This is a genomic window from Bordetella genomosp. 1, from assembly GCF_002261335.1.
Lineage (GTDB): Bacteria > Pseudomonadota > Gammaproteobacteria > Burkholderiales > Burkholderiaceae_B > Bordetella.
Genome location: NZ_NEVL01000005.1, coordinates 79393 through 106087, shown reverse-complemented (window position 1 = coordinate 106087; position 26695 = coordinate 79393). Strand labels below are relative to the sequence as shown.

Below are 26695 nucleotides of genomic sequence, written 5' to 3'. Positions count from 1 at the left end.
GGGCGGCGCGGCCGGTGTAAAGTGACTTATCCCCCTGTGCGGGTCACTCCTGTCGAACGAGGTGCAACATGGTCGTTGAGGTCGGTGCTGCAAGACACGGAATTCGAACGGCGGCGGGGCGGCCGCGTCTGTCGCGCCTGGGGGCGGCCTGCGCGCTGTGCCTCGGGCTGGCGCTGGGCCTGCCGCAGGCCGCCAGTGCCGCGGGCGATCTCGGCGCCGCCAGGACGCTGGTCGAAAAGCACAAGCTGGGCGCCGGCATGAAGGTCATGGCGTTCGCGGCCGCGGCCCGCACCGACACCTACGCGAACCTGGTCAAGGCGGTCGGGCAGCCGCGCGCCGAGGCCGCCGTGGTCGACCAGCTCAACCAGCTCGAACCCAAGTACCAGCCGCGCTGGGACGCCAATCTGGCGCAGGCCTACACGCGCCACTTCAGCACCGCCGAGCTCAAGTCGATCTCCGACAAGGGCACCGAGTCGCCCGACGCCGCCAAGTTCACCGAGCGCGGCAACGCCGTGGGCGCCGACATGCTGAAGGTCTCCGCGCCGCTGCTCTCCGAGATGGTCACCGAATCGCTGGTCCGCGCCGCGGCGCAGCTGCAGCAGGAAGGCGGCGTCAAGAAGAAGTAGCGCGGCGCGCCGCCCGGCCGGAATCCCGGGATTCCGGGCGCCGCGTCATGCGTGGCCGGTCATGGCCCGAGCATGAAAAAGGCATGCGCGGCCGGGGCCGGGCATGCCTGGGCGGGGCCGCGTGCCGGACGGCACGCCGGACCCTCAGTGGCCGCTGCTGTCGGCCTGGCGGCTGGCCTCGAACAGGAACCAGGTGCGCCGCTCGGTCTCGTCGATCCAGTTTTCGATCAGGCTGGAGCTGGCGATGTCGCGGTACTCGTCGGTCACGTTGTGCGCCTCGCGCAGCGCCGCGGCCAGCGCCTTGTTGTCTTCGCGCAGCTCGGCCAGCATGTCGATCGGCTCGACGTAGTCGGCGTCGTTGTCGAGCACGCGCATGCGGCGCGCGATGTCGCCGATCGAACGCAGCGTGGTGCCGCCGATCTTGCGCACGCGCTCGGCGATCGGATCGGTCATGGCGAACAGCTGGTCGCCCTGCTCATCGAGCAGCAGGTGGTAGTCGCGAAAGTGCGGACCGCTCACGTGCCAGTGGAAATTCTTGGTCTTGAGATACAGCGCGAACACGTCGGCCAGCAATTGATTCAGCGCGGCGGAGATGTCGCGGGTCGCGGCGGCGGCGAGATCGGTGGGCGTGGCGAGCGGGCGCTTGCGGGTCTGCGTGGCGGTTTTCACGCTTTTGGCATTCAGTTTCTTGGCCATGGAAGGCGGCTCCTGAAGGATGAGACATGCGAGTCGAGCGTCCGCGCACCGAAGGTGGCGCAAGAAAAAACCGGGCGCCCGGCCGGATATGAGCGTATACCCCTAGTGGGTCTTTGCCAACCCGCCGCATGCGAGACAAGACCGTGTCATGTTCAGGTGCGAGACAGGCGGTGCGTCGCGCCGGAGTCGTTGCGCGCGCGACCATCGCGCCTTGCGCGCGCGGCTGCAATGCGTACGCGGTTGCGCCGTCGTCGCGAATGCGCGACGATAGGTCCGCCACATATCACGCGGCCGTGCGCCGGCCGCCCCATGGGAGTCGAGTCATGGATTGGAAAGTGTTCAAGAGCGGTTGGATCGGCGAGCGCAACTTCGAGGTCGAAACCCGCGAAGAAGAGGCGGGCTATCTGGCGCGCGCCACCGTGTTCGGCTTTCCGCCGCTCGAGGTGTCGGAGCCGCCGTTTCCCACCGAAGAGCTGGCCGTGAAGGCCGCGCTCAAGCGCCTGTCCGAAGAGTTCGACGAAGCGCCGCGCTTCGAGTGACAGCCTGATCCGGCCCGCGCCGCCCGGGCCGATTCCCTGGATTCCACCGCAACCGGATCCGCGCGTCGCGCGGGGCCGGCCCTATGCCGCGCGCGCCTTGGCCCGGCCGGGCTCGTGTTCGAGCAACACGCCGAACGCCGCGCTCAACTGCCGTGCGCCGTTGCGCGAGATGCGCAGCGCGCGCGAATCCAGTTCGCGCGTGACCCAGCCGCGCGCCAGCAGCAGATCCAGCAGCGCGGCGCCGAGCGCGCCGCCGAGGTGCGGGCGGCGCACGCTCCAGTCCATGCAGGCGCAGGCGCGGCGGCGGCGCTTCTTCGCCAGCGCGTCCAGGTCCAGGCCGAGCGCGCGCAGCCTGTCCGCGCCCGCCGCGGTCACCACGTAATCGGCATCGCCCTGGGCCAGCCAGCCCTGCGCCCACATGGCGTCGTGCAGCGTGACCGCGACCGTGCCGGCCATGTGGTCGTAGCAGGTGCGCGCGTGCAGCAGGTGCTGCGGCGTGGACGGCACGAAGGGCGTGTGCGTCACGCCCGCGACCACCAGCAGGGCCTCGAGCGCGCTGGCGACCTCGGGCGAGGCAAGCTGGAAGTAGCGGTGCTTGCCCTGCACCGTGAGGCTCACCAGACCCTGGTCGCGCAGGCGCTGGAAATGGCTGCTGGCCGTGGAGGCGCCGATCTCGGCGACCACGGCGAGCTCGGTGGCGGTGCGCGCGCAACCATCGAGCAGGCAGCACAGCATGCGGGCGCGCGCCGGATCGGCGATGGCGGCCGCCACCTGGGCGATGCGCGTGTCGGCGGATTCTGCATCCATGGTTCGCTCCTGGCCGAAGTGTGGGTGTATGCCACGAAGGATACTGCTGCCCGTGGATCACATACAAGGGTTGCACCATGACTACGCTTTCCGCCATGCCTCCGTCTTCGCCGCCGCGGCCGTTCTACGGCCCGACCGTGCTCGCCGCCACCTTCGTGCTGGCCATCTTCGGCTGGGGCGTGGGCTTCTACGGGCCGCCCGTCTACCTGCAGTCGGTGGTGGCGCGCACCGGCTGGAGCGTCGCGCTGGTGTCGGCCATGGTGACGCTGCATTTCCTGGCCGGCGCGCTGGTGGTGGCGCGCCTGCCCATGCTGTATCGCCGCTTCGGCGTGCCCGCGGTCACGCTGGGCGGCGCGGTGGCGCTGGCGTTCGGCGTGACCGGCTGGGGGCTGGCCGGCTCGCCCGCGCAGCTGGCGCTGGCCGCGCTCGCCAGCGGCGTGGGCTGGGTCGCGCTCGGCGCGGCGGCCGTCAACGCGCTGGTCGCACCCTGGTACGCGGCGCGCCGGCCCTGGGCGCTGGGCATCGCCTATAACGGCGCCAGCGTGGGCGGCATCCTCTTCGCACCGCTGTGGGTCGCGTTGATCGCGCGTTGGGGGTTGGCCGGCGCCGGCCTCGCGGTGGGCATCACGATGGTGGCTGTCGTCGGCGTGCTGGCCTGGCGCGTGTTCCGCCACACGCCGGCCACGCTCGGGCAGGCGGCGGACGGCGCGGTGCCCGTGCCGCAGCCCGCGGCCGCGGCAGGCGCGCGTCCCGCCCCGGCGCGGGCGCCGCTCGTGTCGCCCTGGCGTGAACGCCGCTTTCGCACGCTGGCGCTGGGCATGGCCTTGGGGCTGTTCGCGCAGATCGGTCTCATCGCGCAACTCTATGGCTGGCTGGCGGCCCGCCTCGGGCTCGATGCGGCGGGCTGGCTGATGGGCGCGGCCACCGCCGCCGCGATCGCCGGCCGCATGGGGGTGGCGCGCGTGCTCGGCCCCGGCGCCGACCGGCGCGCGGTGGCCTGCACCGCCTACGCCGTGCAGGGGCTGGGCGTGGCGTTGCTGGCCGCGGCGGCCTGGGGCGCGCTGGCGCATCCGGCCTGGCTCGTGGCCGGGGTGCTGCTGTTCGGGTCGGGCATCGGCAACGCCACCTCGCTGCCGCCGCTCATCGCGCAGGCCGAATTCGCGCCGGCCGACGTGAGCCGCGCGGTGCCGCTGATCGTGGCGTTCTCGCAGGGCGCCTATGCCTTCGCGCCCGCCCTGTTCGGCGTGGCCATCGGCCTGCTGCCGGGCGGCGGCTGGCTGGTGGCCGCGCTGCTGTTGCAGCTGGCCGCGATCGCGGCCTACGCGCGGGGCCGGGCGCCGCGCCGCTGAGGGCAGGGGGCGGGTGCAGTATGCTCTGCCTTCCGACACTGACTCCTGCCTGGCGCGCTCCATGACTGATTTCCCGTTCGATGCCGTGTTGTTCGATTGCGATGGCGTTCTGGTTGATTCCGAGCCCATCACCAACCGCGTGCTGACCCAGATGCTGGGTGAGCAGGGCTGGCACATCACGCTCGAGGAAACCATGCGCATCTTCACGGGCAAGGCGGTGCGCGACGAATTGCCGCTGATCGAGGAGCGCACCGGCAAGCGCCTGACCGACGACTGGATTCTCGAATTCCGCGCGCGCCGCAACGCCGCGCTCGATGCCGAGCTGGTCGAGATCCCCGGTGCGCCGGCCGCCGTGCGGACGTTGCACGCGCAACTGGACGGCCGTATCGCCGTGGCCTCGGGCGCCGATCGCAAGAAGGTGGAACTGCAGCTGGCCAAGGTCGGCATCGCCGACTGCTTCGCCGGCCGCGTCTTCAGCGGCCAGGAGATGCCGCGCAGCAAGCCGTTCCCCGACGTCTATCTTGAGGCGGCCCGCGCGCTGGGCGTGGACGCGTCGCGCTGCGCCGTGGTCGAAGACACCGTCACCGGCGCGACCGCCGGGGTGGCGGCCGGCGCCACCGTGTTCGGCTACAGCCCGGGTCCGGTCGGCCACAGCGGCGCCGATGCCCTGCGCGCCGTCGGCGTGGCGCGGGTGTTCCGCGACATGGCCGAGCTGCCGGGCCTGCTGCGCGACTGGGCCCAGGCGCGCGCCTGAGCCCGCCGGCCACGCGGGGAAGGGCGCAGCCGCCGCGTTGCGTCACCCATAAATTTCATGTGGCGGAAAAGTCCTACAATGGTCGCTCGCCACCCTCGTGGACGTGATGCCCGCTGTTGCGCGCAGGTGCGCAAGCGGCCCGCATCGCGCCGGGCCGCAGCCTGCAGGCCCGCCGGGCCGGGCCTCTTCGCGTCCTCGCCCATTTCCCGCACGTATGCTCGGTAGTTCCGCCCTTTCGTTCCTGCGCACCCTGTGCAGCCTGCGCTGGCTCGCCATCGCGGGCCAGGCCGTCACGGTGCTCGTGGCCAGCGACCTGCTGGGCCTGCCGCTGCCGCTCGAACCGCTCTGGCTCGGCGTGGGCGCGCTCGCGGCGTTCAACCTGTATGCCAGCCTGCGGCTGCGCCGCACCGGCGACATCTCGTTTGCCACCGCCTTCGCCCACCTGCTGGTCGACATCGTGGTGCTGGCCTGGATGGTGGGCTGGAGCGGCGGGCTCACCAATCCGTTCGGCACGATGTTCCTGGTGCTGATCGCGCTGGCGGCGTTCGCGCTGCCGCGCAACTGGGCCTTCGCGGCCGCGCTGGCCAGCCTCACCGGCTACACCGCCGCGGCCGTGTTCGGCCAGCCGCTCTCCGGCACGCCCAACACCTATCTGCTGTTGCTCTACGGCCTGGGCGCGAACTTCCTGATCTCGGCCGCCGTGGTGCTGTATTTCTCGACCCGCCTGGCCGCCGACCTGCGGGTGCGCGAGCGCGAACTGGCCTTGCTGCGCGAACGTTTCACGCGCAACGAAGGCATTGTTGCGCTGGCAACCCACGCGGCCGCCATGGCGCACGAGCTGAACACGCCGCTGGCCACCATGACCCTGCTGGCCGACGAGATCGGCGAGGAGGTCGACGATCCCGACGTGCGCGACGACGTGCAGACGCTGCGCGAGCTGCTTGCGCTGTGCCGCGAACGGATCCGGAACCTTGCCGTGCCGACCGAGGTCGATCTGGTGAAGGTCGTGAGCCAGTGGCGCCTGGTGCGTCCCACCATCGACCTGCGCCGCACCGGCACGCTGCCGCCGTCGTTGCGGGTCGAGCCGGCGATCGCGCACCTGCTGCAGGCCCTGCTCAACAATGCGGCGGACGCGGGCGAGCAGGCGGGCGATCCGCGCATCGACCTGCATCTGGAGTATCGCGACGGCGCCCTGCGGGGCGAGGTGCGCGACCACGGCCGGGGTTTCGATCCCGACCACACCGTGCTGCCGGCCATCACGCTGTTCAACAGCGGCAAGCCGGGCGGGCTCGGGGTAGGATTGGCGCTGTCCCACGCGACAGTGGAACAACTGGGCGGAGAAATGACGATCACCGCTGCCGACGGGGGCGGCGCGTGCATCCGGTTCTATCTGCCCCTCGAAGGTTCGGGAACTTAAAACACGATGGATCCCTCTGAATACGGTCTGTTGATCGACGACGACGAGCTCTACGTGCGCACGCTGCAACGCAGCCTGGCGCGCCGGGGCCTCGAAACGCGCGTGGCCTGCGACATCGCCGAGGCGCTCAAGGTGGCCGAGGAGATCCGGCCGGCCTTCGCGCTGGTGGACCTGCGGCTGGGCGAAGATTCCGGCCTCACGCTGATCCGGCCGCTGCGGGCGTTGCGGCCCGACATGCGCATCCTGCTGGTCACCGGCTACGCCAGCGTGGCGACGGCGGTCGAGGCGATCAAGCGCGGCGCCGACGACTACCTGCCCAAGCCGGCGACGGCGCCCATGATCCTGCGCACGCTCGGGCTCATGAAGCCAGAAACCGTTACGATTGAGTCGACCATGACGCCATTGCACCGCCTAGAATGGGAGCACATCCAGCAGGCGCTGCATGAGTCGGGCGGCAACGTATCGGCGGCGGCGCGCCTGTTGGGCATGCACCGGCGCACCCTGCAGCGCAAGCTGATGAAAAAGCCCGGTCCCGAGCGCGACGCCGCGCTCGACTGATCCCCTGGCGGCCGGCCGGCCGCCGTGTCGCCCGCTGCGGCATCCGGGCAACGACCGGCCGGTTTCGAAGGGTGCGACATATTGACGCACCCCCGCCCGGGCCGCCCGCCCCTGCCACGCAGGGCGCAATGCGCCAAATGCACCGTTCTGGTGCGACAGCCGATGATGCAGTGCGACGATCCGTCGCACCTGCGGCCTCCTCTCCCTGGCTACGATTCCAAAGTTTGCTGGTTTGCTGCGCTGGCAGCATGCCCCTCTTTCCATCCATCTCCAAGGCTGTACGTGAAACACCCCCACCTTGCGAATCTTGCGCGCGCCGTAGGCGTAGGCGCTCTTCTGCTGCTGCTCGGCGGCTGTTCGATGGAAGTCCTGTCTCCCAAGGGAGACATCGGCGTCCAGGAACGGAACCTGATCCTCATCGCCCTCGGATTGATGCTGCTGGTCGTCGTGCCGGTCATCATCATGACGGTGGTCTTCGCGTGGAAGTACCGCGCGTCGAACACCTCGGCGACCTACGATCCGAAGTGGTCGCACTCGACCAAGATCGAAGTCGTGGTCTGGACGGTGCCGATCATCATCGTGTCGATCCTGGCTTTCTTCACCTGGAAGTCTTCGCACGAGCTCGATCCCTACCGCCCGCTGGTCTCCGACGCCAAGCCGGTCACCATCGAAGTGGTGTCGCTCGACTGGAAGTGGCTGTTCATCTACCCCGACTACAACATCGCGACCGTCAACGAGATCGCGTTCCCGGTCGACACGCCGGTGAACTTCCGCATCACGTCGGCCTCGGTGATGAACACCTTCTTCATTCCCCAGCTCGGCAGCATGATCTATTCGATGGCCGGCATGGAAACCAAGCTGCACCTGAACGCCTTCGAAGCCGGTACGTACTTCGGCCTGTCGGCGAACTACAGCGGCGGCGGCTTCTCGGGCATGCGCTTCAAGGCCCACGCCACGAGCCAGCAGGACTTCGAAGCCTGGGTGCAGAAGGCCCGGGCATCGAACAATCCGCTCACCCCGGACGTGTATGCCGCGCTGGCCAAGCCCAGCGAAAAGAACCCGGTCACGCTGTACTCGAGCGCGCCTGCCGGCATGTTCGATTACGTCGTGCACAACCAAATGAGCAAGATCGCCGGCCTGGACCCTGCCACGTGCACGCCGACGTCTAAGAATCTGATCGCCGCTGCGGAGTAATTGATGTTTGGGAAACTCTCACTGGAGGCCATCCCGTACCATGAACCTATCGTCATGGTTACGCTGGCCGCCGTTATGCTGGGTGGTATCGGCCTTTTCGGCGCGATCACCTACATGGGCAAATGGAAATACCTCTGGACCGAATGGCTCACGACGGTAGACCACAAGCGAATTGGCGTGATGTACATCCTGGTCGCGCTCGTCATGCTGCTGCGCGGCTTTGCCGATGCCATCATGATGCGCACGCAACTGGCTGTTGCATCCGCCGACAACCCCGGCTTCCTGCCGCCGCACCACTACGACCAGATCTTCACCGCCCACGGCGTCATCATGATCTTCTTCATGGCGATGCCCCTCATCACGGGCCTGATGAACCTGATCGTGCCGCTCCAGATCGGTGCGCGCGACGTGGCGTTCCCGTTCCTGAACTCGCTGAGCTTCTGGCTGTTCGCCGCCGGCGTGGTCCTGATCATGCTGTCGCTGTTCGTCGGTGAATTCTCGGCGACCGGCTGGCTGGCCTATCCGCCGCTGTCGGGCCTGGACTACAGCCCGAGCGTGGGGATGGACTACTACATCTGGGCGCTGCAGATATCGGGTCTCGGCACCACGCTGTCGGGCGTGAACTTCGTCGTCACCATCCTGCGCATGCGTGCGCCCGGCATGGGCCTGATGAAGATGCCCGTGTTCACCTGGACCGCCCTGGTGACCAACGTGCTGATCGTGGCCGCCTTCCCGGTGCTGGCCGCGACGCTCGCGCTGCTGACCGCCGACCGCTACCTCGGCACGCACTTCTTCACGAACGACGGTGGCGGCAACGCCATGATGTACGTGAACCTGATCTGGATCTGGGGTCACCCCGAGGTCTACATCCTGATCCTGCCCTGCTTCGGCGTGTACTCGGAAATCGTGGCCACGTTCTCGCGCAAGACCCTGTTCGGCTACAAGTCGATGGTCTACGCAACGGCTGCGATCGGCGTGCTCTCGTTCCTGGTCTGGCTGCACCACTTCTTCACCATGGGCGCCGGCGCCAACGTCAACGCGTTCTTCGGCATAGCCACAATGATCATCTCCGTGCCGACCGGCGTGAAGATCTTCAACTGGCTCTTCACGATGTACCGCGGCCGCCTGCTGTTCAAGACCCCGGTGCTGTGGACGCTCGGCTTCATCATCACCTTCGTGATCGGTGGCATGACCGGCGTGCTGATGGCCATCCCCGCCGTCTCGTTCGTGCTGCACAACAGCCTGTTCCTGATCGCTCACTTCCACAACGTCATCATCGGCGGCGTGGTGTTCGGGTGTATCGCCGCGATCGTGTACTGGTGGCCCAAGGCCTTCGGCTTCACGCTCAACGAAAAGCTGGGCAAGTACTCGTTCTGGTGCTGGATCATCGGTTTCTACCTGGCCTTCATGCCGCTGTACATCCTCGGCTTCAAGGGCATGACCCGTCGTCTGAACCACTACGACAACCCCGAATGGCAGCCGTACCTGATCGTCGCCCTGGTCGGCGCGGTCTTCATCGCCCTGGGCATCTGGTTCTTCCTGATGCAGATCGTCGTCTCGATCCGTGATCGCAAGAAGAACGTGGACCTGACCGGCGACCCCTGGAACGGCCGCACCCTGGAATGGTCGATCTCGTCGCCCGCTCCGTTCTACAACTTCGCTGTCGTCCCGCACATCGACTCGCTCGACCAGCACTGGGAAGACAAGGAAAACGGCGTCGCCTACAAGCGTCCGGCCAAGTACGAAGACATCCACATGCCGCGCAACACCGGTGCCGGCGTGTTCATGGGTGCCTTCAGCCTGGTCATGGGCTTCGCGCTGATCTGGCACATCTGGTGGCTCGCCATCGTCGGCCTGGTCGGCATGATCGGCTCCTTCATCCGCCGCGCCTATGACCGCGACGTGGACTACTGGGTCCCGGCCGCCGAGGTCGAACGGATCGAAAACGCCCACTTCAACGCAATGCAAAAGGCCGCCTGATCCATCATGACTCACGCTGTTGCCACTCACTCCCACGGTGCCCACGACCACGGTCATGAGCACCACGACGATGGATCCAAGACCGTATTCGGTTTCTGGGTCTATCTGATGAGCGACCTGCTGATCTTCTCGGTCCTGTTCGCCACCTTCGCCGTGCTGTCCAACGCCACCGCCGGTGGCCCGCACGGGCGTGACCTGTTCGACCTGTCGTTCGTGCTGGTCGAGACCATGCTGCTGCTGATCTCGAGCTTCACCTTCGGCGTGGCCATGCTCAACCTGTACGCGGGCAACCGCGGCAAGGTCATGGCCTGGCTGTGGGTCACGTTCCTGCTCGGCGCAGGCTTCATCGCGATGGAAATCTATGAATTCCATCACCTGATCCACATGGACGCCGGCCCCGGCCGCAGCGCCTACCTGTCGGCGTTCTTCACGCTGATCGGCACCCACGGCCTGCACGTCACGGGCGGCCTGATCTGGATCCTGGTCATGATCGACATGGTCCGTCGCTACGGCCTGGATTCGATCAACAAGCGTCGTCTGGCGTGCCTGAGCCTGTTCTGGCACTTCCTGGACATCGTGTGGATCTGCGTTTTCACTTTCGTCTACCTGATGGGGGCCCTGTAATGTCGAGTCATGACGTTGCGGCCGAACACGGCCACGCAATGAGCCACGGCAGCCTGAAGTCGTACATCGTCGGCTTCGTGCTGTCGATCATCCTGACGCTGCTGGCGTTCTACCTGGTGATGGATGGCAGCTTCAGCCGTCCGGTCGCCCTGATCGGTATCCTGGTGCTGTGCGTGGCGCAGCTGCTGGTGCAGCTGGTGTTCTTCATGCACATGGGCACCAAGCCGGGCGGCGATCGCGACAACCTCAGCACCTTCCTGTTCACCGTGATGATCATCGGCATCATCGTGGGCGGCTCCATCTGGGTGCTGCACAACATGAACGCAAACATGATGCATCCCATGCCCATGTAAGCCGGGCAGGCGCATCGAAGAATCGGCACCCTCGGGTGCCGATTTTTTTTGCCCGCGCGTGACGGCCGCGCTTCGCTCCGTGCGTTGTTTTGTAATAACAATCATTCGCATCTATAATGGCGCTCCGCACCCGTTGCGGGCGGCGCCGCACGGCGCGCCGCGGGCCGGCCGCGCCGGTCGTTCAACGCCAACGAGGCGGCCTCGCGCCGCCGCGATCGCCGTGCGCCCCGGGGTGCCTCCACGAGGCATCGCTGTTCCGTTCCGGAGATCCGCCATGTCGAACGCCGACGATCACCACCAACTCAAGCGCGAGCACGCCGCGCTGCTGGCCAGCTATGGCCGCGCCCAGGCGCGCTGCTCGGCCATGCGGCGCGAGCAGGCGTGCCGCATCGATGCGCTGCAGGCCGAGGCCATGCAGTTGCGCGCCGAACTGATCATCCGCGATACCCGCCTGGCCTGGGCTGGCGAAGAGCGCCAGGCGCTCGAAGCCGCCGTGCCGGGCCTGGCCCGCCGTGTGACGCTGGCACGCCAGGTCGAACACCTGGCCGGCCGGGTGCAATCGCTGCTGCGCGCGCGCCAGGGCCCGATGCCGCCCGCGCCGGTGCACACGCCCGTGCCCGCGCCCGTGCCCGCGCCCGCATCAGGACCGGAAGCGGCGCCCGGCCGTGCCGGCGCGGCGGGCCGGGCCGTGCTGTGCATCGGCCGCGAGGATGCCACCACCACGCTGGCGCGCACGCTGGTCGAGATGACCGGCGCGCGCTTTCTCGCCATCGACGGCGCGGCGCTGGGTGATGCGACCGGGCCTGTCACGCAGGACACGGCGAACGCGGCGCTGGAGGCGCAACTGGGCGCCGCCGATCTGGTGATCTGCCAGACCGGCTGCGTCAGCCATGGCGCCTTCTGGCGCGTACAGGACCACTGCAAGCGCCACAACAAGCAATGCCTGCTGGTCGACGCGCCGGCCGCGCTCGATGGCGTGAGCCAGGTCGTGCACCTGCATCGCGGCGCGCGGGTCGAAACCGAATAGGGCGGGGCGGCAGGCCTGCGGCGCGCGCGAGCGCGCTGGCGGAGTGCGGTGGGATCAGCCGCCGAAGACGCGCGTGCCGGCCTGCATGAGGACGGCCACGTCGGCCGCCGCGACGACCTCGGGCGCGCCCTGGGCCATGGCCGCGTGCAGCAGGGCCGAGCAGGCGCCCGACCAGGGCGGGGCGAGCTGTTCCTCGACCTCGCCGTCTTCTTCGATGCGCGTCACGGCGGCCGCGCCGCTGAGCGCCTCGGCGCGTTTCCAGAGCAGGCCGTGCAGCAACGAAAAGCCCGAATGGACCGGCGAACGGGCGTGTCCCGGCCCGCCGGCGCGCGCCAGCGTGCCCGACCAGTCTTCGGGCGGCGTGGCCGGTTCCGGGTTGATCCAGCGGTCCCAGGCGCGGCTGTAGGCGGCCTCGGCGTCCGGGTGCCGCGCGGCGTCGAGCGCCTCGGCCTGTGCCAGCGTGAGCGTGGCCACGCGCGCCAGCAGCGCCATCACGGCATGGCCGTGCGGCCCGAACAGCGTGGCGAGCGGCAGGGGCTCGAGCAGCGCAATCTCGCGGGCGCGCCAGTAGCCGGGATTGGCCACCAGCCCGGACATGTCGCCCAGCTCGACCACGCGCACGCGCCAGAGCCTGCCCGGCCAGCGGCTGCCGATCGTGATGCTGGCGATCTGCTCGTCGACCACGATCCAGGGCGGTGCGGCGCGGTCGCGGCGCACGCGGTCGCCGTCGCGTTCGAGCGGTGTGTCGGGATCGAGGCTGTCGTACCAATAGCCTTCGCGCAGGGGCTGGGAGGAGGCGGGTGTGTTCATAGGTGCAGACATGTTGCCGCAAAAATACGCGGCGTCATAGACACAAAGCCCCACGGAACCTTCATCGGGTGGGTGGGGAAGTTCGTTTCATTGATAGGACGCTGATGGCAAGTTTTGCCGTCTACCGCAGGCATCGTCGCGCCGGTATCGTAGCTTCATGAACCAACCGAACCGCCAAGCGCGGTCAGGAGCCAAATCATGAAGAAAGTACTGGGTACCTTCAGCGCGCCGCGTGCGCATTGGGTGGGCGACGGTTTTCCGGTGCGCTCGCTGTTTTCGTATCAAACCCTGGGCCGCCAGCTCAGCCCGTTCCTGCTGCTCGATTATGCCGGGCCGGCCCGCTTCGAGCCGAGCGGTGCGCCGCGCGGGGTGGGCGTGCATCCGCACCGGGGTTTCGAGACCGTCACCATCGTCTATGACGGTGAGGTCGCGCATCGCGACTCCACCGGCGAGGGCGGCACGATCGGCCCGGGCGACGTGCAATGGATGACCGCGGCCAGCGGCATCCTGCACGAAGAGTTTCACTCGCCCGAGTTCACCCGCCGCGGCGGCGCGCTCGAAATGGTGCAGCTGTGGGTCAACCTGCCGGCGCGCGACAAGCGTGCGGTGCCGGGCTACCAGAGCATCACGTCGGATCAGATCGCCCGCGTGACGCTGCCGGACAATGCCGGCAGCGTGCGCGTGATCGCCGGCGAGCTCGACGGCACGGCCGGCGCGGCGCGCACGTTCACCCCGGTGAACGTGTGGGATGCGCGGCTCAACGCCGGCGGCCTGGCGCGCCTGCCGGTGCCTGCGGGGCACAATGCCGCGGTCGTGGTGCTGCGCGGCACGGTGCTGCTGAACCGTGAGCACGTGCTGCGCGATGCCCAGGTGGCCGTGCTGGCGCCGGAAGCCGAGGGCATCGAGCTCGAGGCCAACAACGACGCGCTGGTGCTGATCCTGAGCGGCGAGCCGATCGACGAGCCCATCGTCGGTCACGGTCCGTTCGTGATGAACACCCAGCAGGAAATCGTCGAGGCGCTGCGCGACTTCAACGAAGGCCGCTTCGGCCAGATGCAGGAAACGGTCGAGGCCGTGCACTGAACGGCGGCGGGCGAAAGCCCGCCGTTTTTTTTGCGCGGCCGGCGAATCAATAATAAATATCCACGCCCTCCGCCCGCGCAGCGCGGTGTCAGGTCCCCGTCAATAATGAAATAGGCGTCTCAGGGCCGAATCAATATGCCGTCCCATTATTGCGGAATATTTCTTTGCCGATGTATGCGCAACGATAGTTGCCGCGTGTCATTATTCCTGCGGTTTTGCAGTGCGCAAAAAATAATGCTCTCTCGGCGTTTTCCCCAATAAAGTTGTTTTAGTCGGGCGCCGTAAATTGCGCGTATTAATCGGCACGCAATATCCCGGGCGCGACATTGCCGCGCGCCCGTGCGCGCCGATTCAGTGGAAAGAACGACCCGGCTCCCAGCCGCAGCAAGCGTAGCAAAACAGAGGCGCCCGCAGGCGCCCTCGGGACCAGGGTTGCACGCGAAAGTGGCCGTCGGCGGTGGGCGCCGGCGTAACCAGCCTATTGCCTTGCGTAATCCGCTGGTGCGGACATTCCAGGTACGGGAGAATACGATGCAACACTTTTCACTAGGCAGTCTGTTTGATCTCGGGCGCGAAAAGCGCATGGATCTGATTGGCCAGATCAATGCGTTGCATAAAGTCCAGGCAGTTATCGAATTCGATCTGCAGGGCCATGTGCTGATGGCGAACCAGAATTTCCTGGACGTGTTCGGTTATCGCCTCGACGAGGTCCAGGGCCGTCATCACCGCATGTTCGTCGACCCGCTCGAAAGCGATTCGCCGGAATATGCCGAGTTCTGGCGCGGGCTCTCGCTCGGCAATCACGACGCCGGGCGCTACAAGCGCTATACCAAGAGCGGCGAAGAGGTGTGGCTGCAGGCCAGCTACAACCCGATCAACGACGCGCACGGCCGGCCGTGGAAGGTGGTCAAGTACGCCACCGACATCACCGCGCAGCAGGCCCGCAACGCCGACCTCGAAGGCAAGATGGCCGCGATCGAACAGGTGCAGGCCGTGATCGAGTTCGACCTCGACGGCACCATCCTCGACGCCAACGATCTGTTTCTCGGGGCCTTGGGCTATCGCCTCGACGAGATCGTGGGCCAGCACCACAGCATGTTCGTGCAGCCCGAGGAACGGCGCAGTGCAGCCTATGCGGACTTCTGGCGCCGGCTCGGCGAGGGCCGGCACGACACCGGGCAGTACCTGCGCATCGGCAAGGGCGGGCGCCAGGTCTGGATCGAGGCCAGCTACAACCCGATCCTGGATCCGGAGGGGCGGCCGTTCAAGGTCGTGAAATACGCCACCGACATCACGCGCCGCTTCACGGCCGCGCAGACCCTGCGGCGCGCCGTGGCGGGCCTGACCGAGAACGCCGACCGCGCCACCCAGGCCAACGAGCTGGCCCAGGCCGCCTGCCGGGTCGCGGAGGAGGGCGGGCGCACGGTCGACAACGTGGTGCGCACCATGGGCGCCATCACGACGAGCTCGCGCAAGATCTCGGAAATCATCGGCGTGATGGACGGCATCGCCTTCCAGACCAACATCCTGGCGCTCAACGCCGCGGTCGAGGCCGCGCGCGCCGGCGCCCATGGGCGCGGCTTCGCGGTGGTCGCCGCCGAGGTGCGCAACCTGGCGCAGAGCAGCGCCGCGGCCGCCAAGGAGATCAAGTCGCTCATCACCGCGTCGGTGCAGCAGATCGAGCAGGGCGCCACCCTGGTGCAATCGGCCGGCGCGACCATGGAAGAGATCGTGAGCTCGTCGCACCGGGTCACCGAGATCATGGCCGCGGTGGTGGACGTCTCGCTCGAACAATCCGCCACGCTCGGCGAGGTCACCGATGACCTGACCCACAGCGACATGGTCGCGGCGCCGCCTGCGCGCGGCCCGTCGGCGGTGGTGCTGCACCTGCCGCAGCGGGTGGCGGCGCGCTGAATCGTTTTTGGTTTTCACCGTTGTTCCGTGCGGGGGCACGGTCGGCGCGGACGCTGTGTCCGCGCCGTTTTTTTTGTGCGCGGGCCGGGGCAGGGCGGCCCGGGCACGAGGGGCGCGCGGCGGCGCGGCCGGCGCGCCCGCGATGGCCGGCTGCAACAAAGCCGGCAAAACTGCGACTCCTTGTCGTAATGACGGATCGATTTCTTGGTACCCTTTCGGGGTCCGTCACCTGGAACCTGCTGCGATTTGTCCGTTTCGAGCCGCTTTGCCCCGTTGATTTCTTCCGCCGCGCCGGTGCGTGGCGCGCCGCTCCCGGCCGCGATGGGCGCGTTCGCTCGCGTGCTGCGCCTGCTGGCCTGCGTGTCGCTGGCGGCGGTGCTGGCCGCCTGCGCCTCGACGTCGGGCCCCGCGCCCGCCGGCTTCTACCGCGTCGAGTCCGGCGACACCCTCTACAGCATCGCGCGCCGCAACGACCGCAGCGTGGCCGAGCTGGTGCGCTGGAACAAGCTGTCGAGCGCCAACCGCATCGAGAAGGGCCAGTTGTTGCGCGTGCAACCGCCGGGCGGCGCGTCGGCGTCCGGGGGCGGGTCTGCAAAGTCGGGTTCGAAGTCCACGCAGACGGTCAGCGCGCCGCGTCCGGCATCGCGCGCGCAGAGCGGTCCCGTGTCGGGCATCAGCCTGATGTGGCCGGCGCAGGGCAAGCTGATCAGCACCTACGGCGGCAGTTCCACCGGCCTGACCATCGCCAACAGCGCGGGCACCCCCGTGGTGGCCGCCGCGGCCGGCACCGTGGCCTATGCCGCCAACGGCCTGCGCGGCTACGGCAACATGGTGATCGTGCGCCATGGCAACGGCACCTTTCTCACGATCTACGCCCATAACCGCAAGCTGCTGGTGCGCCAGGGCCAGTCGGTCAAGCAGGGGCAGACGATCGCCGAGATGGGCGACTCCGACCGCAAGAGCCCCGCGCTCTACTTCGAGCTGCGGCGCGACGGCAAGGCCGTCAATCCGCTCGGCGTGATGCCCAAGCGCTGAGCGCGCGCACCACCCCGCCCCGACCCAAGCCCGCCGCGCGCGGGCTTTTTTTCGCACCCGAGCGCGGCTTGGCGCGCCCGGCCGGGACGCGCCCGCGCCGGCCCAGGCGGCGCTGTTAGCGGACGGTAAACCGTCTCGTCGCCCCGGGTTGCACCGCTGCCACGCGATGCTTGTATCCAGTGCAACTGCGCGGTTATCGAATTGCGCATTCACACCTGGCGATTCGGCAGTGAAACACCAGATTCTTCGCTGTTTTTGCCCGTGAGACTGCCGTTTCAGACGGGTTAACCCCGATGTCGAGCGGCGATGTAACTGGATATATTTGCATCCGATTTCAATCGGATTGGATGCAATTTCTATGAATGGTAGCCAAAGCAAGTCCCCGATGAACGAATCCGTGCTGGCCTACGGCCCCGGATCCGCCGAGCGCGCCGCGCTGCAAGCCGAGCTGCGGCGCCAGCAGTCGGCGCGGCTCGACATCCCGCTGGTGATCGGCGGCCGCGCCGTGACCACCGCGCGCACCGTGCCGGTGGTCTGCCCGCACGCCCACTACCATGTGCTGGCGCAGGCGAGCCAGGCCGACGGCGGCCATGCGCAGCAGGCGATCGAGGCGGCGCGGCGCGCCGCGCCCGACTGGGCCGAGCGCTCGCTCGAGGAGCGCGCCGCTGTGTTCCTGAAGGCGGCCGATCTGCTGGCCGGCCCGTGGCGCCAGCGCCTGAATGCCGCCACGATGCTGGGCCAGGCCAAGACGGCGCAGCAGGCCGAGATCGATTCGGCCTGCGAGCTGATCGACTTCCTGCGCTTCAACGTGGCGTTCGCGCACCAGATCGCGGGGCACCAGCCGCAGTCTTCGCCCGGCGTGGCCAACAGCACCGACTACCGCGCGCTCGAGGGCTTCGTTTATGCGGTGACGCCGTTCAACTTCACCGCCATCGGCGGCAATCTCGCGACCGCGCCCGCGCTGATGGGCAACACCGTGGTGTGGAAGCCGGCCACCACCGCGAGCCTGTCGAACTACCTGTTCATGCAGTTGCTGGAAGAGGCCGGCCTGCCGCCCGGCGTCATCAACTTCGTCCCGGGCGAGCCGGTGGCGGTCAGCGAGGCGGTGCTGGGCAGCGAGCACCTGGCCGGCGTGCACTTCACCGGCTCGACCGCCGTGTTCGACGGGCTGTGGCAACAGGTGGCGGCGCGCCTGCCCGGCTACCGCGCCTATCCGCGCCTGGTCGGCGAGACCGGCGGCAAGGACTTCGTGCTCGCGCACGTCTCGGCCGACGTCGAGGCGCTGGCGGTCGCGCTGCTGCGCGGCGCCTACGAGTACCAGGGGCAGAAATGCAGCGCCGCGTCGCGCGCCTATGTTCCGCGCTCGCTCTGGCCCGCGCTGCGCACCCGCCTGGCCGACCTGATGGACACGATCCGCATGGGCGACGTGTGCGACTTCGGCAACTTCATGTCGGCCGTGATCGATGCGCGTGCCTATGCGCGCGTGGCGGGCGCGCTCGGCCGGGCCCGCGACGATGGCGCGGTGCGCATCGTGGCGGGCGGCCAGGCCGACGACGCCACCGGTTTCTACATCCGGCCCGCGCTGGTGGAGGTCGAGGATCCGCGCCACGCGCTGATGACGACCGAGCTGTTCGGCCCGGTGCTCACGGTGTACGTGTACGACGACGCGCGCTGGGACGAGACGCTGGCGCTGGTGGACGGCACCAGCGGCTATGGCCTGACGGGCGCGGTGTTCGCGCGCGACCGCGCCGCCATCGCGCAGGCGCGCCGCGCGCTGCGCCAGGCGGCCGGCAACTTCTACATCAACGACAAGCCCACCGGCGCCGTGGTCGGCCAGCAGCCGTTCGGCGGCGCGCGCCGCAGCGGCACCAACGACAAGGCCGGCTCCGCCTGGAACCTGCTGCGCTGGACCTCGCCGCGCACCATCAAGGAAACGCACGTCCCGCCCACGCAGTACGCCTATCCGCACATGGCGGAGTGAGGCGTCCCGCGCGGACGGTCAGCAAGGCCCGGCGCCCGTCGCGGCCGGTATCCAACGTTCATTCATCAAGGGGTAGAACCATGAAGTTTTCGGTACGTGCAGGACTGGGCGCGCTGGCGCTGGCCGGTGCCATGGGGGTGCAGGCGCAGGAAACGATCTCGATGGGCGCCGTGCTTTCGCTGACCGGCGCCAACGCGACCGTGGGCGAGGATGTGCGCCGCGCCGTCGCGCTGGCGGTCGAGCAGGTCAACGCCGACGGCGGCGTGCTGGGCAAGAAGTTCAACGTGATCGTCGAGGACTCGGGCGGCAACCCGACCACGGCACTGAACGCGGCCCGCAAGCTGGTGAGCGTGGACAAGGTGCCGGTGGTGATCGGCGAATACTCGTCGGGCATCTCGATTCCGCTGGGCCAGTTCCTGGTGAAGGAAGGCATCACGCACATCAACATCGCCAGCACCAGCGTGAAGATCCGTGACCTGGGCGCGACCTCGTTCAACCTGATCGGCCTCGAGGACAAGGGCAACCGCTTTTCGGCCAAGGACACCTGGGACCAGGGCTATCGCAGCGTGGCGGTGATCGCACCCAACAACGCCTACGGCCAGGGCGTGGCGCATGGCTTTCGCGAGGAGTTCGAGAAGCTGGGTGGCAAGATCGTGACCGAGGTGCTGTACACCGCGGGGCAGTCGACCTACCGCCGCGAGCTGCAGCAGATGTCGCGCAGCAATCCCGACGCCTACATCTACACCGCCTACGGCCAGGAATCGGCCGTCATCAATCGCGAGGCCTTCGAGCTGGGCCTGCGCAAGACGCCGTGGTACGGGATCCTGCTGAGCATGTGCCTGTCGGACACGCCCGCCAACATCGCGCAGGGCCAGATCGGCATGGAAGTCGGCTCGGTGCTGGGCCCCAAGGGCAAGGCCTATGCCGAGGCGTTCGCCGCCAAATACAAGGAAGGCATGAAGACCTCGTACACCGGCTACGCCTACGACGCCGTGATGCTGACCGCCGCGGCGATGAACCAGGCCAAGTCGACCGCGCCGGCCGAGGTGCAGGCCGCGCTCAAGTCGCTGGGCCAGAAGGGCTACGAGGGCGTGACGGGCTTCATCAAGTTCGACGCCGATCGCCAGCGCATCGATCCGCCCTATGCCAAGTTGAAGTCCGACCAGGGCAAGATCGTCGCACGTTGAGCGCAGTCCGTCTGCGCACCCGGCCGCGACTTCCTCCCCGCGGCCGGGGTCTTTTTCGCTACGCAATAGGTTGCTCATGATTCAGATTCTGGTCGACACGCTGCTGCGCTTCTCCGACCTGGCGCTGGTGGCGCTGGGGTTGAGCACGGTCTATGGCCTGGTCAAGTTTCCCAACATCGCGCACGTGCAGTACGCGATGGTCGGCGCCTACCTGACCTATGCCCTGCACGCCCAGGGCGCGCCGCTGCCGCTCGCGCTGGTCCTGGCCGCGCTGGGCACGGGCCTGGTGACGCTCGTCTTTCATCTGCTGGTGTTCCGCCGCCTGCTGCGCGCCGGCCCGGCCATCACCATGATCGGGTCGCTGGCCCTGTCGATGCTGGTGATCGCCACCTGCCTGGGCGTCGCGGGCTCGTTTCCGATGATGTTCACGCTGCCACTGGCCGAGCCGCTGCTGCTGGGCGACGCGCGCATCACCTGGACCCAGCTGGTCTCGGTGGCCGTCACGCTCGCCATCCTCGCCGCCTTCGCGGCGCTGCTGTTCTACACCCGCGCCGGGCGCGCGATGCGGGCGCTGGCCTGCAATCCGGCGCTGGCCGACGCGAGCGGCCTGAACGCCACGCGCATCACGCTGCAGGTCACTTTCGCCAGCGGCATGCTGGCGGGGCTGGGCGGCGGCATGCTGGCGCTGTCGACCGGCGCCCACGTCAACCTCGGCACCGACCTGCTGCTGCCGGTCTTCGCCGCCGCCATCCTGGGCGGCCTGGGCAACCCGCTGGGCGCGGTGGCCGGGGCCTTCCTGATCGCGCTGAGCGAAACGCTGGTGACGAACCTGAACTTCGGCTTCCTGCTGGGCCGGCCGGTGGCATTCCTGCCGGTGGCCTACATCGGCGCTGCCTCGTTCCTGATCCTGTTGCTGGCGCTGCTGTTCAAACCCTACGGCCTGTTCGACCGGGAGGTGCGCCGTGTTTGATTTCCTGATTGCATCGGTCACGTTTGCCGGCATCTACGCGCTGATGGCGCTGGGCCTGAACCTGCAGGCCGGCCTGGCCGGGCTGCTCAACTTCGGCCACATCGCCTTCGCGGGCATCGGCGCCTACGCCACCGGCATCGCCATCGAGGCGGGCGCCGGGCCGCTGGTGGGCGCGGCCTGCGGCATCGTCGCGGCCATGGCGCTGGGCTGGGCCATCGCGCGCCTGGGCCGCCAGCTCGCCGCCGACTACTGGGGCATCGCCACGCTGGCCGTGGCCGAGATCCTGCGCACCGTCGCCACCAACGAACTGTGGCTCACCAACGGCGCCCAGGGCATCGGCGGCATCACGCCCCTGCTGCCCTGGCTGTCGGGCCGCGCGGGCGCGCTGGCGTTCGCGGCGCTGGTGGTGGCGCTCGTGGCGCTGGGGGCGTGGCTGTGCGCGCGCCTCGCCGCGGGCCGCTACGGCCGGGCGCTGCGCGTGATGCGCGAAGAGCCCCGGCTGGCCGCCTGCATGGGCTACGACCTGATGGCGCTCAAGACGCGCGCCGTGATGAGCGGGGCCGCCGTCACCGCGCTGGCAGGGTCGCTCTACGCACACTACATGAGCTTCGTGGGCCCCGACTATCTGCTCGCCGCCGAGACGTTCCTGCTCTGGACCATGCTCATGATCGGCGGCCTGGGCAACGTCGCCGGCGTGGTGCTGGGCGTGGCGCTGGTGCAGGGCGCCTACGCGCTCGTGCCCTTCGCCAAGGATGCCTTCGGCTTCGGTTCCGACGTGGCCGGCGCGCTGCGCCTGGGCCTGATCGGTTTCATTCTGCTTGCCTGCCTGATGTGGCGCAGCGAGGGCCTGTTGCCCGAGAAAGTGAGGAAGATGTCATGAACCAGGCACTGTTGCGCGTGGAGAAGCTGGCCAAGGCCTTTGGCGGCAACCAGGTGCTGACCGCGGTGGATTTCTCCATCGGCGCCGGCGAAATCGTGGGGCTGCTCGGGCCCAACGGCTCGGGCAAGAGCACCTTGCTCAACACCATCACCGGCTTCGAGCGCGCCGACGCCGGCCAGGTGCTGTATGCGGGCCGCGCGCTGGAGAAGCTGCCCGCGCATCGCATCGTCGGACAGGGCATCGCGCGCACCTTCCAGCTGCCCTCGATGCCGGCCAAGATGTCGGTGATGGAGGTGGCGATGGCCGCCGCCACCGCGCATCACGGGGTGTGGGAAAACCTGCTCGGGCTGGCGGTGGCGCGGCGCGCCGAGGCCGACGCGCACGCGCGCGCCACGGTGCTGCTGCGCGATCTGCTGCTCGAGCGGGTGCGCGACCTGCCGGCCGCGTCGCTGTCGGGCGGCCAGAAAAAGCTGCTCGGCATCGTCTGCGCGCTGATGGCGCAGCCCAGGCTGATGCTGCTCGACGAGCCCACGGCCGGGGTGCATCCCAATCTGCGCGGCGACCTGGTGGGCGCGCTCAAGCGGCTCAACGCCGCCGGCATGACCATCGTGATCGTGGAGCACGACATGCACTTCATCCGCGAGGTGTGCGGCCGCTGCATCGTGCTGGACCGCGGACACATCGTGGCCGATTGCCGGCCCGACGAACTTTCCTCCAACGAGCGCGTCCTCGAAGCCTATCTGGGCAACGCGGCGCGCGCACGTCCGGGGGCGGCGGTGGCCGCGCCCGGCGCTGTCAGGATGAGCATGGCATGACGAACGCAGAACCGATGATCGAAGTCCGCGACGTGGTGGCGGGCTACAGCCGCGAGGTCGACATCCTCAAGGGCATGACGCTGCACGCGCAGCGCGCCGAGATCGTGACGCTGCTCGGCCCCAATGGCTGCGGCAAGTCGACGCTGCTCAAGACCATTGCCGGTTATCTGCGCCCGCGCAGCGGCCAGGTCTTGCTGGGCGGCGCCGACGTGTCGCGCGTGCCGGTGTTCGAGAAGGTGCGCCGCTGCGGCGTGGGTTTCGTGCCGCAGACCGAGAACGTCTTCACCGCGCTGTCGGTGCGCGACAACCTGCTGGTGGGCGGGCAGGCGTTGCCGGGTGCGCAGAGCCAGCGCCGCATCGACGCGCTGTGCGCGCTCTACCCGGTGCTGGGCCGCAAGCTGGCCGCGCCGGCGGCCTCGCTGTCGGGCGGGGAACGCCAGATCCTGGCGCTGGCGCGCGCGCTGATGCCCTCGCCGTCGCTCCTGCTGCTGGACGAGCCGTCGGCGGGACTGTCGCCCAAGACGCTCGACGAGGTGTTTTGCGCCATCGAGCAGATCCGCGCCAGCGAGCAGGTCACCATCCTGATGGTGGAGCAGAACGCGATGGAGGCGCTGCGGATCTCCGATCGCGCCTACGTGCTGTCGATGGGCACGGTGGCGCTCACGGGCCAGGCGCAGGCCTTGATGCACGATCCGGAGGTGCGCGAGCTGTATCTGGGCGGGCGCGCCGCCTGAACGGCGCGAGCAGGCCGGGGGCGGGGCAGCCCCGGGCAGGGATGGCGGCCTGGCGCCGTCCGTGGCCGCCGGCATTGCCGGCGGCCTTTTTTTCAGCCGAGCGCGGCGCCGCCGTGGCGCTGCATGGCGACGAGATTCTTGCGGGTCTCGAGGATGTGCGCCTCGAGCAGCTGCGCGGCGCGCTGGCCGTCCTGGTCGCGGCAGGCCTGCAGGATGGCGTAGTGATCCTGCTGCGGGCGTGTCTTGCCCGTGGCCTTGGACATCAACTCGTGGGTATAGCGGTCGGTGTTCAGGCCGTATTCCTCGATCAGCCGGCGCAGGCGCTGGTTGTTGGCCGGCATGCACAGCGCCATGTGGAAGCGCCGGTTGAGCTCGGCCCACTGTTGCACCGAGTCGGAGTCGTCGTAGGCCTTCAGGATGGCTTCGAGCTCCGCGAAATCGGGCTCTCCCATGTTGGGCACCGCGATGCGCACCGCGTAGCACTCGAGCGCGATGCGGATGTCGAGCAGTTCGCAGATCTGCGCCACGTCCATCTGCATCACGACCGCGCCGCGATTCAGGTGGTAGGTGACCAGTCCTTCGGTTTCGAGCTGGCGCAGGGCCTCGCGCACCGGGATGCGGCTGGCCTGGAAGCGGGTCGCGAGCGAATCCTGCTTGAGCGGCGTGCCGGCCGGCAGGGCGCCGGTCAGGATCTCGTAGCGAAGCTGGTCGCGAATGCGGTGTGGCAGCGCCTGCTTTTTGTCCGCGACGCTTTTCTTGAGGGGAGGGGAGGTCATGGCGAAACGAAATCCATGAGTGAGGACCGGGAAAGCGACGCGGCCCTGGGCGTTGTCGTGCGCGAGACGGATGCGCGGCGGCCAGGCCGCGCAGGCGGCCCATAGTATCCGAAACCCGGAGGCGAGGCCATGCCGCGCTGCGCCCGCGCTGCGCCCGCGCTACGCCCGTGCAGCGCGGGTGCAGCGCGGCATGGCGCGGGTTCAGTGCCAGGCGTAGACGGCCGCCACGATCACCAGGCCCAGCACGATGTTGGTGGCCACGCCGTGGCGGATGCCGGTGAGCGCGCGGCCGGCCGCCGGCCAGTCGCGCGCCTGGACGGCGCCGTTGAGCTTCGGATAGGCCACGTAGCGCACGTAGGCGTAGATCACGCTCATGATGATGCCGAGGCCGGCCATCAGGTGCCAGGCGGGCGGGACGATCATGCTGCCACCGCTGGCCGACACCGCGCGGGCGGTCGAGAACAGCATCCACGCGCCCGACAGCAGGATCAGCAGTACCGCCGGCAGCACGGCGCCCAGGAAGCGCCGCAGCACGTCGCGCATCAGGGTCAGGCGCTGGGGCGCGTCCTGCCCGGCGAGGGCGGGACGCAGAAAACAGTGCGCGAACACCATGCCGCCGAGCCAGAGAACCACGGCCAGCACGTGCAGGGCCTTGACGATGCCATAGAGCATGGAAACACCTCGCAAAAATGGGGAGAAAGGCAGCCAGGGCCGCCAGCCATCATAGCCGGGCGCCGGATCGCCCATTTCGTCTTAAACTTCGCCTATCTCCCCCAGGGGCCGCCCGGCATGGCGGCCACCGGCTTTTTCATTCTCAAGAGGTTTTCGATGCCCAGCTTTGACGTCGTTTCCGAAGTCGACAAACACGAACTCAAGAACGCGGTCGACCAGGCCAACCGCGAACTGTCCACGCGCTTCGATTTCAAGGGCACCGACGCCAAGTTCGAACTCGACGAGTTCGTGGTGACCCAGGTCGCGCCCAGCGCCTTCCAGCTCAAGCAGATGATCGACATCCTGCGCGCCCGCCTGTCGGCGCGCGGCATCGACGTGCGCTGCATGGACGTGGCCGCGCCGCTCGAGAACCTCGGCGGCGCACGGCAGAAGATCACCATCAAGCAGGGCATCGAACAGGCCATCTCCAAGAAGCTGATCGCCGCGATCAAGGCCAGCAAGGCCAAGGTCGAGAGCCAGATCAACGGCGAGAAGCTGCGCATCACCGGCAAGAAGCGCGACGACCTGCAGGAAGTCATCGCCCTGCTCAAGAAGACTGACGTTGAACTGCCGCTGCAGTTCGAAAACTTCCGCGACTGAGCTCGCACACGGAGGCTGCCATGCGTACCCCGACCCGGTTGTTCTGTACTGCACTGCTGCTGACCGCCATGACGGCGGCGCAGGCCGCGCCACCCGAGGGCCGCGGCAATGGCAATGGCAATGGCAAGGGCAATGGCCAGGGCCAGGGCCAGGGCCAGGGCCAGGGCAAGGATCACGGCAACGGCAAGGGTGATGGCAAGGGCAACGGCAACGGCAAGGGCGGCAAGTCCGGCAAGGACGATGGCGCCCAGGTCAGCGTCGACCTGCGCCGGGCCGGCATCACGGTCAGCGTGGCGCGCGGTTATGCGCTCGACGCCGGCCTGACCGGCATGTCGGACCTGCCGCCGGGCATCCGCAAGAACCTGGCGCGCGGCAAGCCCCTGCCGCCGGGCATCGCCAAGAAGATGGTGCCGTCCGGCATGCTGGCGCACCTGCCCGTGTATCCGGGCTACGAATGGCGCGTGGCGGGCGCCGACCTGATCCTGGTGGCGATCGCCGGCGGCCTGATCGCCGACGTGCTGGTCGACGTGTTCCGCTGAAAGGGCGCGGGCCGGCCGCCCGCGTCCGGTGGCGGCCTCACACCGACAGGTGCCGCCGCACGTGTTCGCCGTCGATCTCGGCGCGCGTGCCGGCCGCCACCACCTCGCCGCGCGACAGCACCACGAACTGGTCGGCCAGCTCGCGCGCGAAATCGAAGTACTGCTCGCACAGCAGGATGCCCATGTCGCCGCGCTGGCGCAGCAGGTGGATCACGCGGGCGATGTCCTTGATGATGGAGGGCTGGATGCCCTCGGTGGGCTCGTCGAAGATGATGACCCGCGGCTCGGCCACCAGCGCGCGCGCGATCGCCAGTTGCTGCTGCTGCCCGCCCGACAGATCGCCGCCGCGGCGGCGCAGCATGTTCTTGAGCACCGGAAACAGCTCGTAGATCTCGCCCTGGACGCGGCGCGCCCGCGCGGCGGGCTTGGTCGCCATGCCCATCAGGATGTTCTCTTCCACCGTGAGGCGGGCGAAGATGTCGCGGCCCTGCGGCACGTAGGCCATGCCGAGCGCGGCGCGCCGGTGCGGCGCGAGCCGGGTGATGTCCACGCCGTCGAGCTGCACGCTGCCGCGCGCCACCGGCAGCACGCCCATCAGGCATTTGAGCAGCGTGGTCTTGCCCACGCCGTTGCGGCCCAGCAGCGCCAGGCACTGGCCGCGCGGCACCTCCAGCGAGATGCCGCGCAGCGTGTGGCTGCCGCCGTAGTATTGGTTGATGTTGGTGGCTGCCAGCAT

General features: G+C 68.5%; 28 protein-coding genes. 22 read left to right on the top strand and 6 right to left on the bottom strand.

From position 1 onward, the window contains the following. Positions 1–68 precede the first annotated feature (68 nt). Complete coding sequence (locus tag CEG14_RS21240; RefSeq protein ID WP_094831303.1) at positions 69–626, top strand: hypothetical protein; 558 nt, start codon at positions 69–71, stop codon at positions 624–626. Positions 627–770: 144 nt separating this feature from the next. Here CEG14_RS21240 and CEG14_RS21235 read toward each other — a convergent pair whose 3' ends face one another. Then, on the bottom strand, positions 771–1322 hold the full coding sequence (locus CEG14_RS21235) for a Dps family protein (protein ID WP_094828395.1): 552 nt from the start codon (positions 1320–1322) through the stop codon (positions 771–773). A gap of 323 nt (positions 1323–1645) precedes the next feature. Here CEG14_RS21235 and CEG14_RS21230 point away from each other — a divergent pair, with 323 nt between their 5' ends. After that, positions 1646–1861: a hypothetical protein gene (locus CEG14_RS21230; RefSeq protein WP_094828394.1), complete on the top strand. Its 216-nt coding sequence runs from the start codon at positions 1646–1648 to the stop codon at positions 1859–1861. Between the two features lie 81 nt (positions 1862–1942). Here the strand turns inward: CEG14_RS21230 and CEG14_RS21225 are convergent, their stop codons facing one another. After that, a complete protein-coding gene (locus CEG14_RS21225) occupies positions 1943–2668 on the bottom strand; it encodes an ArsR/SmtB family transcription factor (RefSeq protein WP_094828393.1) in 726 nt (241 codons plus the stop codon). A 77-nt stretch (positions 2669–2745) separates the two neighbouring features. On the opposite strand from CEG14_RS21225, the gene CEG14_RS21220 reads away from it, so the two are divergent. The 9 genes from CEG14_RS21220 (at position 2746) to CEG14_RS21180 (ending at position 11924) form a co-directional block, all read left to right on the top strand. After that, on the top strand, positions 2746–4017 hold the full coding sequence (locus CEG14_RS21220) for an MFS transporter (protein ID WP_256985883.1): 1272 nt from the start codon (positions 2746–2748) through the stop codon (positions 4015–4017). Between the two features lie 61 nt (positions 4018–4078). Next, positions 4079–4771 carry an HAD family hydrolase gene (locus tag CEG14_RS21215; RefSeq protein WP_094828391.1) on the top strand — a complete coding sequence of 231 codons (693 nt, stop codon included), beginning with the start codon at positions 4079–4081 and terminating at the stop codon, positions 4769–4771. 214 nt (positions 4772–4985) lie between these two features. Continuing rightward, positions 4986–6188, top strand: a complete 1203-nt coding sequence (locus CEG14_RS21210) for an ATP-binding protein (RefSeq protein WP_094828390.1) — start codon at positions 4986–4988, stop codon at positions 6186–6188. Positions 6189–6194: 6 nt separating this feature from the next. Further along, positions 6195–6746: a response regulator transcription factor gene (locus tag CEG14_RS21205; RefSeq protein ID WP_094828389.1), complete on the top strand. Its 552-nt coding sequence runs from the start codon at positions 6195–6197 to the stop codon at positions 6744–6746. A 282-nt stretch (positions 6747–7028) separates the two neighbouring features. After that, positions 7029–7940, top strand: coding sequence for a ubiquinol oxidase subunit II (gene cyoA, locus CEG14_RS21200; protein ID WP_094828388.1), 912 nt, complete (start codon positions 7029–7031; stop codon positions 7938–7940). A 3-nt stretch (positions 7941–7943) separates the two neighbouring features. Further along, positions 7944–9920: a cytochrome o ubiquinol oxidase subunit I gene (cyoB, locus tag CEG14_RS21195; protein WP_094828387.1), complete on the top strand. Its 1977-nt coding sequence runs from the start codon at positions 7944–7946 to the stop codon at positions 9918–9920. Positions 9921–9926: 6 nt separating this feature from the next. After that, complete coding sequence (gene cyoC, locus CEG14_RS21190) at positions 9927–10544, top strand: cytochrome o ubiquinol oxidase subunit III (protein WP_094828386.1); 618 nt, start codon at positions 9927–9929, stop codon at positions 10542–10544. Continuing rightward, positions 10544–10897, top strand: coding sequence for a cytochrome o ubiquinol oxidase subunit IV (cyoD, locus tag CEG14_RS21185; RefSeq protein ID WP_094828385.1), 354 nt, complete (start codon positions 10544–10546; stop codon positions 10895–10897). Before cyoC ends, cyoD begins: the two co-directional genes overlap by 1 nt. A gap of 274 nt (positions 10898–11171) precedes the next feature. After that, positions 11172–11924 carry a DUF2325 domain-containing protein gene (locus CEG14_RS21180; RefSeq protein ID WP_094828384.1) on the top strand — a complete coding sequence of 251 codons (753 nt, stop codon included), beginning with the start codon at positions 11172–11174 and terminating at the stop codon, positions 11922–11924. A 54-nt stretch (positions 11925–11978) separates the two neighbouring features. On the opposite strand, the gene CEG14_RS21175 is transcribed toward CEG14_RS21180, so the two are convergent. Continuing rightward, positions 11979–12734, bottom strand: coding sequence for a hypothetical protein (locus tag CEG14_RS21175; protein ID WP_255032132.1), 756 nt, complete (start codon positions 12732–12734; stop codon positions 11979–11981). A 198-nt stretch (positions 12735–12932) separates the two neighbouring features. On the opposite strand from CEG14_RS21175, the gene CEG14_RS21170 reads away from it, so the two are divergent. From CEG14_RS21170 to CEG14_RS21130, 9 genes are all read left to right on the top strand, one after another. Beyond that, entirely contained in the window at positions 12933–13817 is an 885-nt protein-coding gene (locus CEG14_RS21170; protein ID WP_094828382.1) for a pirin family protein, read from the top strand. 531 nt (positions 13818–14348) lie between these two features. Continuing rightward, complete coding sequence (locus CEG14_RS26770) at positions 14349–15731, top strand: methyl-accepting chemotaxis protein (protein WP_094828381.1); 1383 nt, start codon at positions 14349–14351, stop codon at positions 15729–15731. A 321-nt stretch (positions 15732–16052) separates the two neighbouring features. After that, positions 16053–16766: a peptidoglycan DD-metalloendopeptidase family protein gene (locus CEG14_RS21160; protein ID WP_094828380.1), complete on the top strand. Its 714-nt coding sequence runs from the start codon at positions 16053–16055 to the stop codon at positions 16764–16766. 385 nt (positions 16767–17151) lie between these two features. Continuing rightward, positions 17152–18747 carry an L-glutamate gamma-semialdehyde dehydrogenase gene (gene pruA / locus CEG14_RS21155; protein ID WP_373454222.1) on the top strand — a complete coding sequence of 532 codons (1596 nt, stop codon included), beginning with the start codon at positions 17152–17154 and terminating at the stop codon, positions 18745–18747. An 80-nt stretch (positions 18748–18827) separates the two neighbouring features. Continuing rightward, complete coding sequence (locus CEG14_RS21150; RefSeq protein WP_094828378.1) at positions 18828–19934, top strand: ABC transporter substrate-binding protein; 1107 nt, start codon at positions 18828–18830, stop codon at positions 19932–19934. Positions 19935–20010: 76 nt separating this feature from the next. Further along, on the top strand, positions 20011–20904 hold the full coding sequence (locus tag CEG14_RS21145; protein WP_094828563.1) for a branched-chain amino acid ABC transporter permease: 894 nt from the start codon (positions 20011–20013) through the stop codon (positions 20902–20904). After that, positions 20897–21784, top strand: coding sequence for a branched-chain amino acid ABC transporter permease (locus CEG14_RS21140; protein ID WP_094828377.1), 888 nt, complete (start codon positions 20897–20899; stop codon positions 21782–21784). Before CEG14_RS21145 ends, CEG14_RS21140 begins: the two co-directional genes overlap by 8 nt. After that, positions 21781–22599, top strand: a complete 819-nt coding sequence (locus tag CEG14_RS21135) for an ABC transporter ATP-binding protein (RefSeq protein ID WP_094828376.1) — start codon at positions 21781–21783, stop codon at positions 22597–22599. Before CEG14_RS21140 ends, CEG14_RS21135 begins: the two co-directional genes overlap by 4 nt. 14 nt (positions 22600–22613) lie before the next feature. Then, positions 22614–23333, top strand: coding sequence for an ABC transporter ATP-binding protein (locus tag CEG14_RS21130; RefSeq protein WP_094828562.1), 720 nt, complete (start codon positions 22614–22616; stop codon positions 23331–23333). A 92-nt stretch (positions 23334–23425) separates the two neighbouring features. Here CEG14_RS21130 and CEG14_RS21125 read toward each other — a convergent pair whose 3' ends face one another. Both CEG14_RS21125 and CEG14_RS21120 read right to left on the bottom strand, forming a co-directional pair. Continuing rightward, positions 23426–24109 (bottom strand): GntR family transcriptional regulator, encoded by a 684-nt coding sequence (locus CEG14_RS21125; protein WP_094828375.1) that lies wholly within the window; start codon positions 24107–24109, stop codon positions 23426–23428. A gap of 201 nt (positions 24110–24310) precedes the next feature. Then, on the bottom strand, positions 24311–24781 hold the full coding sequence (locus CEG14_RS21120) for a CopD family protein (protein ID WP_094828374.1): 471 nt from the start codon (positions 24779–24781) through the stop codon (positions 24311–24313). 156 nt (positions 24782–24937) lie between these two features. Here CEG14_RS21120 and CEG14_RS21115 point away from each other — a divergent pair, with 156 nt between their 5' ends. Next, positions 24938–25420, top strand: coding sequence for a YajQ family cyclic di-GMP-binding protein (locus CEG14_RS21115; protein ID WP_094828561.1), 483 nt, complete (start codon positions 24938–24940; stop codon positions 25418–25420). Positions 25421–25440: 20 nt separating this feature from the next. Continuing rightward, positions 25441–25959: an anti-virulence regulator CigR family protein gene (locus CEG14_RS21110; protein WP_143277253.1), complete on the top strand. Its 519-nt coding sequence runs from the start codon at positions 25441–25443 to the stop codon at positions 25957–25959. A gap of 37 nt (positions 25960–25996) precedes the next feature. Here CEG14_RS21110 and urtE read toward each other — a convergent pair whose 3' ends face one another. Continuing rightward, the gene (gene urtE / locus CEG14_RS21105; RefSeq protein WP_094828372.1) at positions 25997–26695 is read right to left on the bottom strand and encodes an urea ABC transporter ATP-binding subunit UrtE; all 699 of its coding nucleotides are present in this window, start codon (positions 26693–26695) and stop codon (positions 25997–25999) included.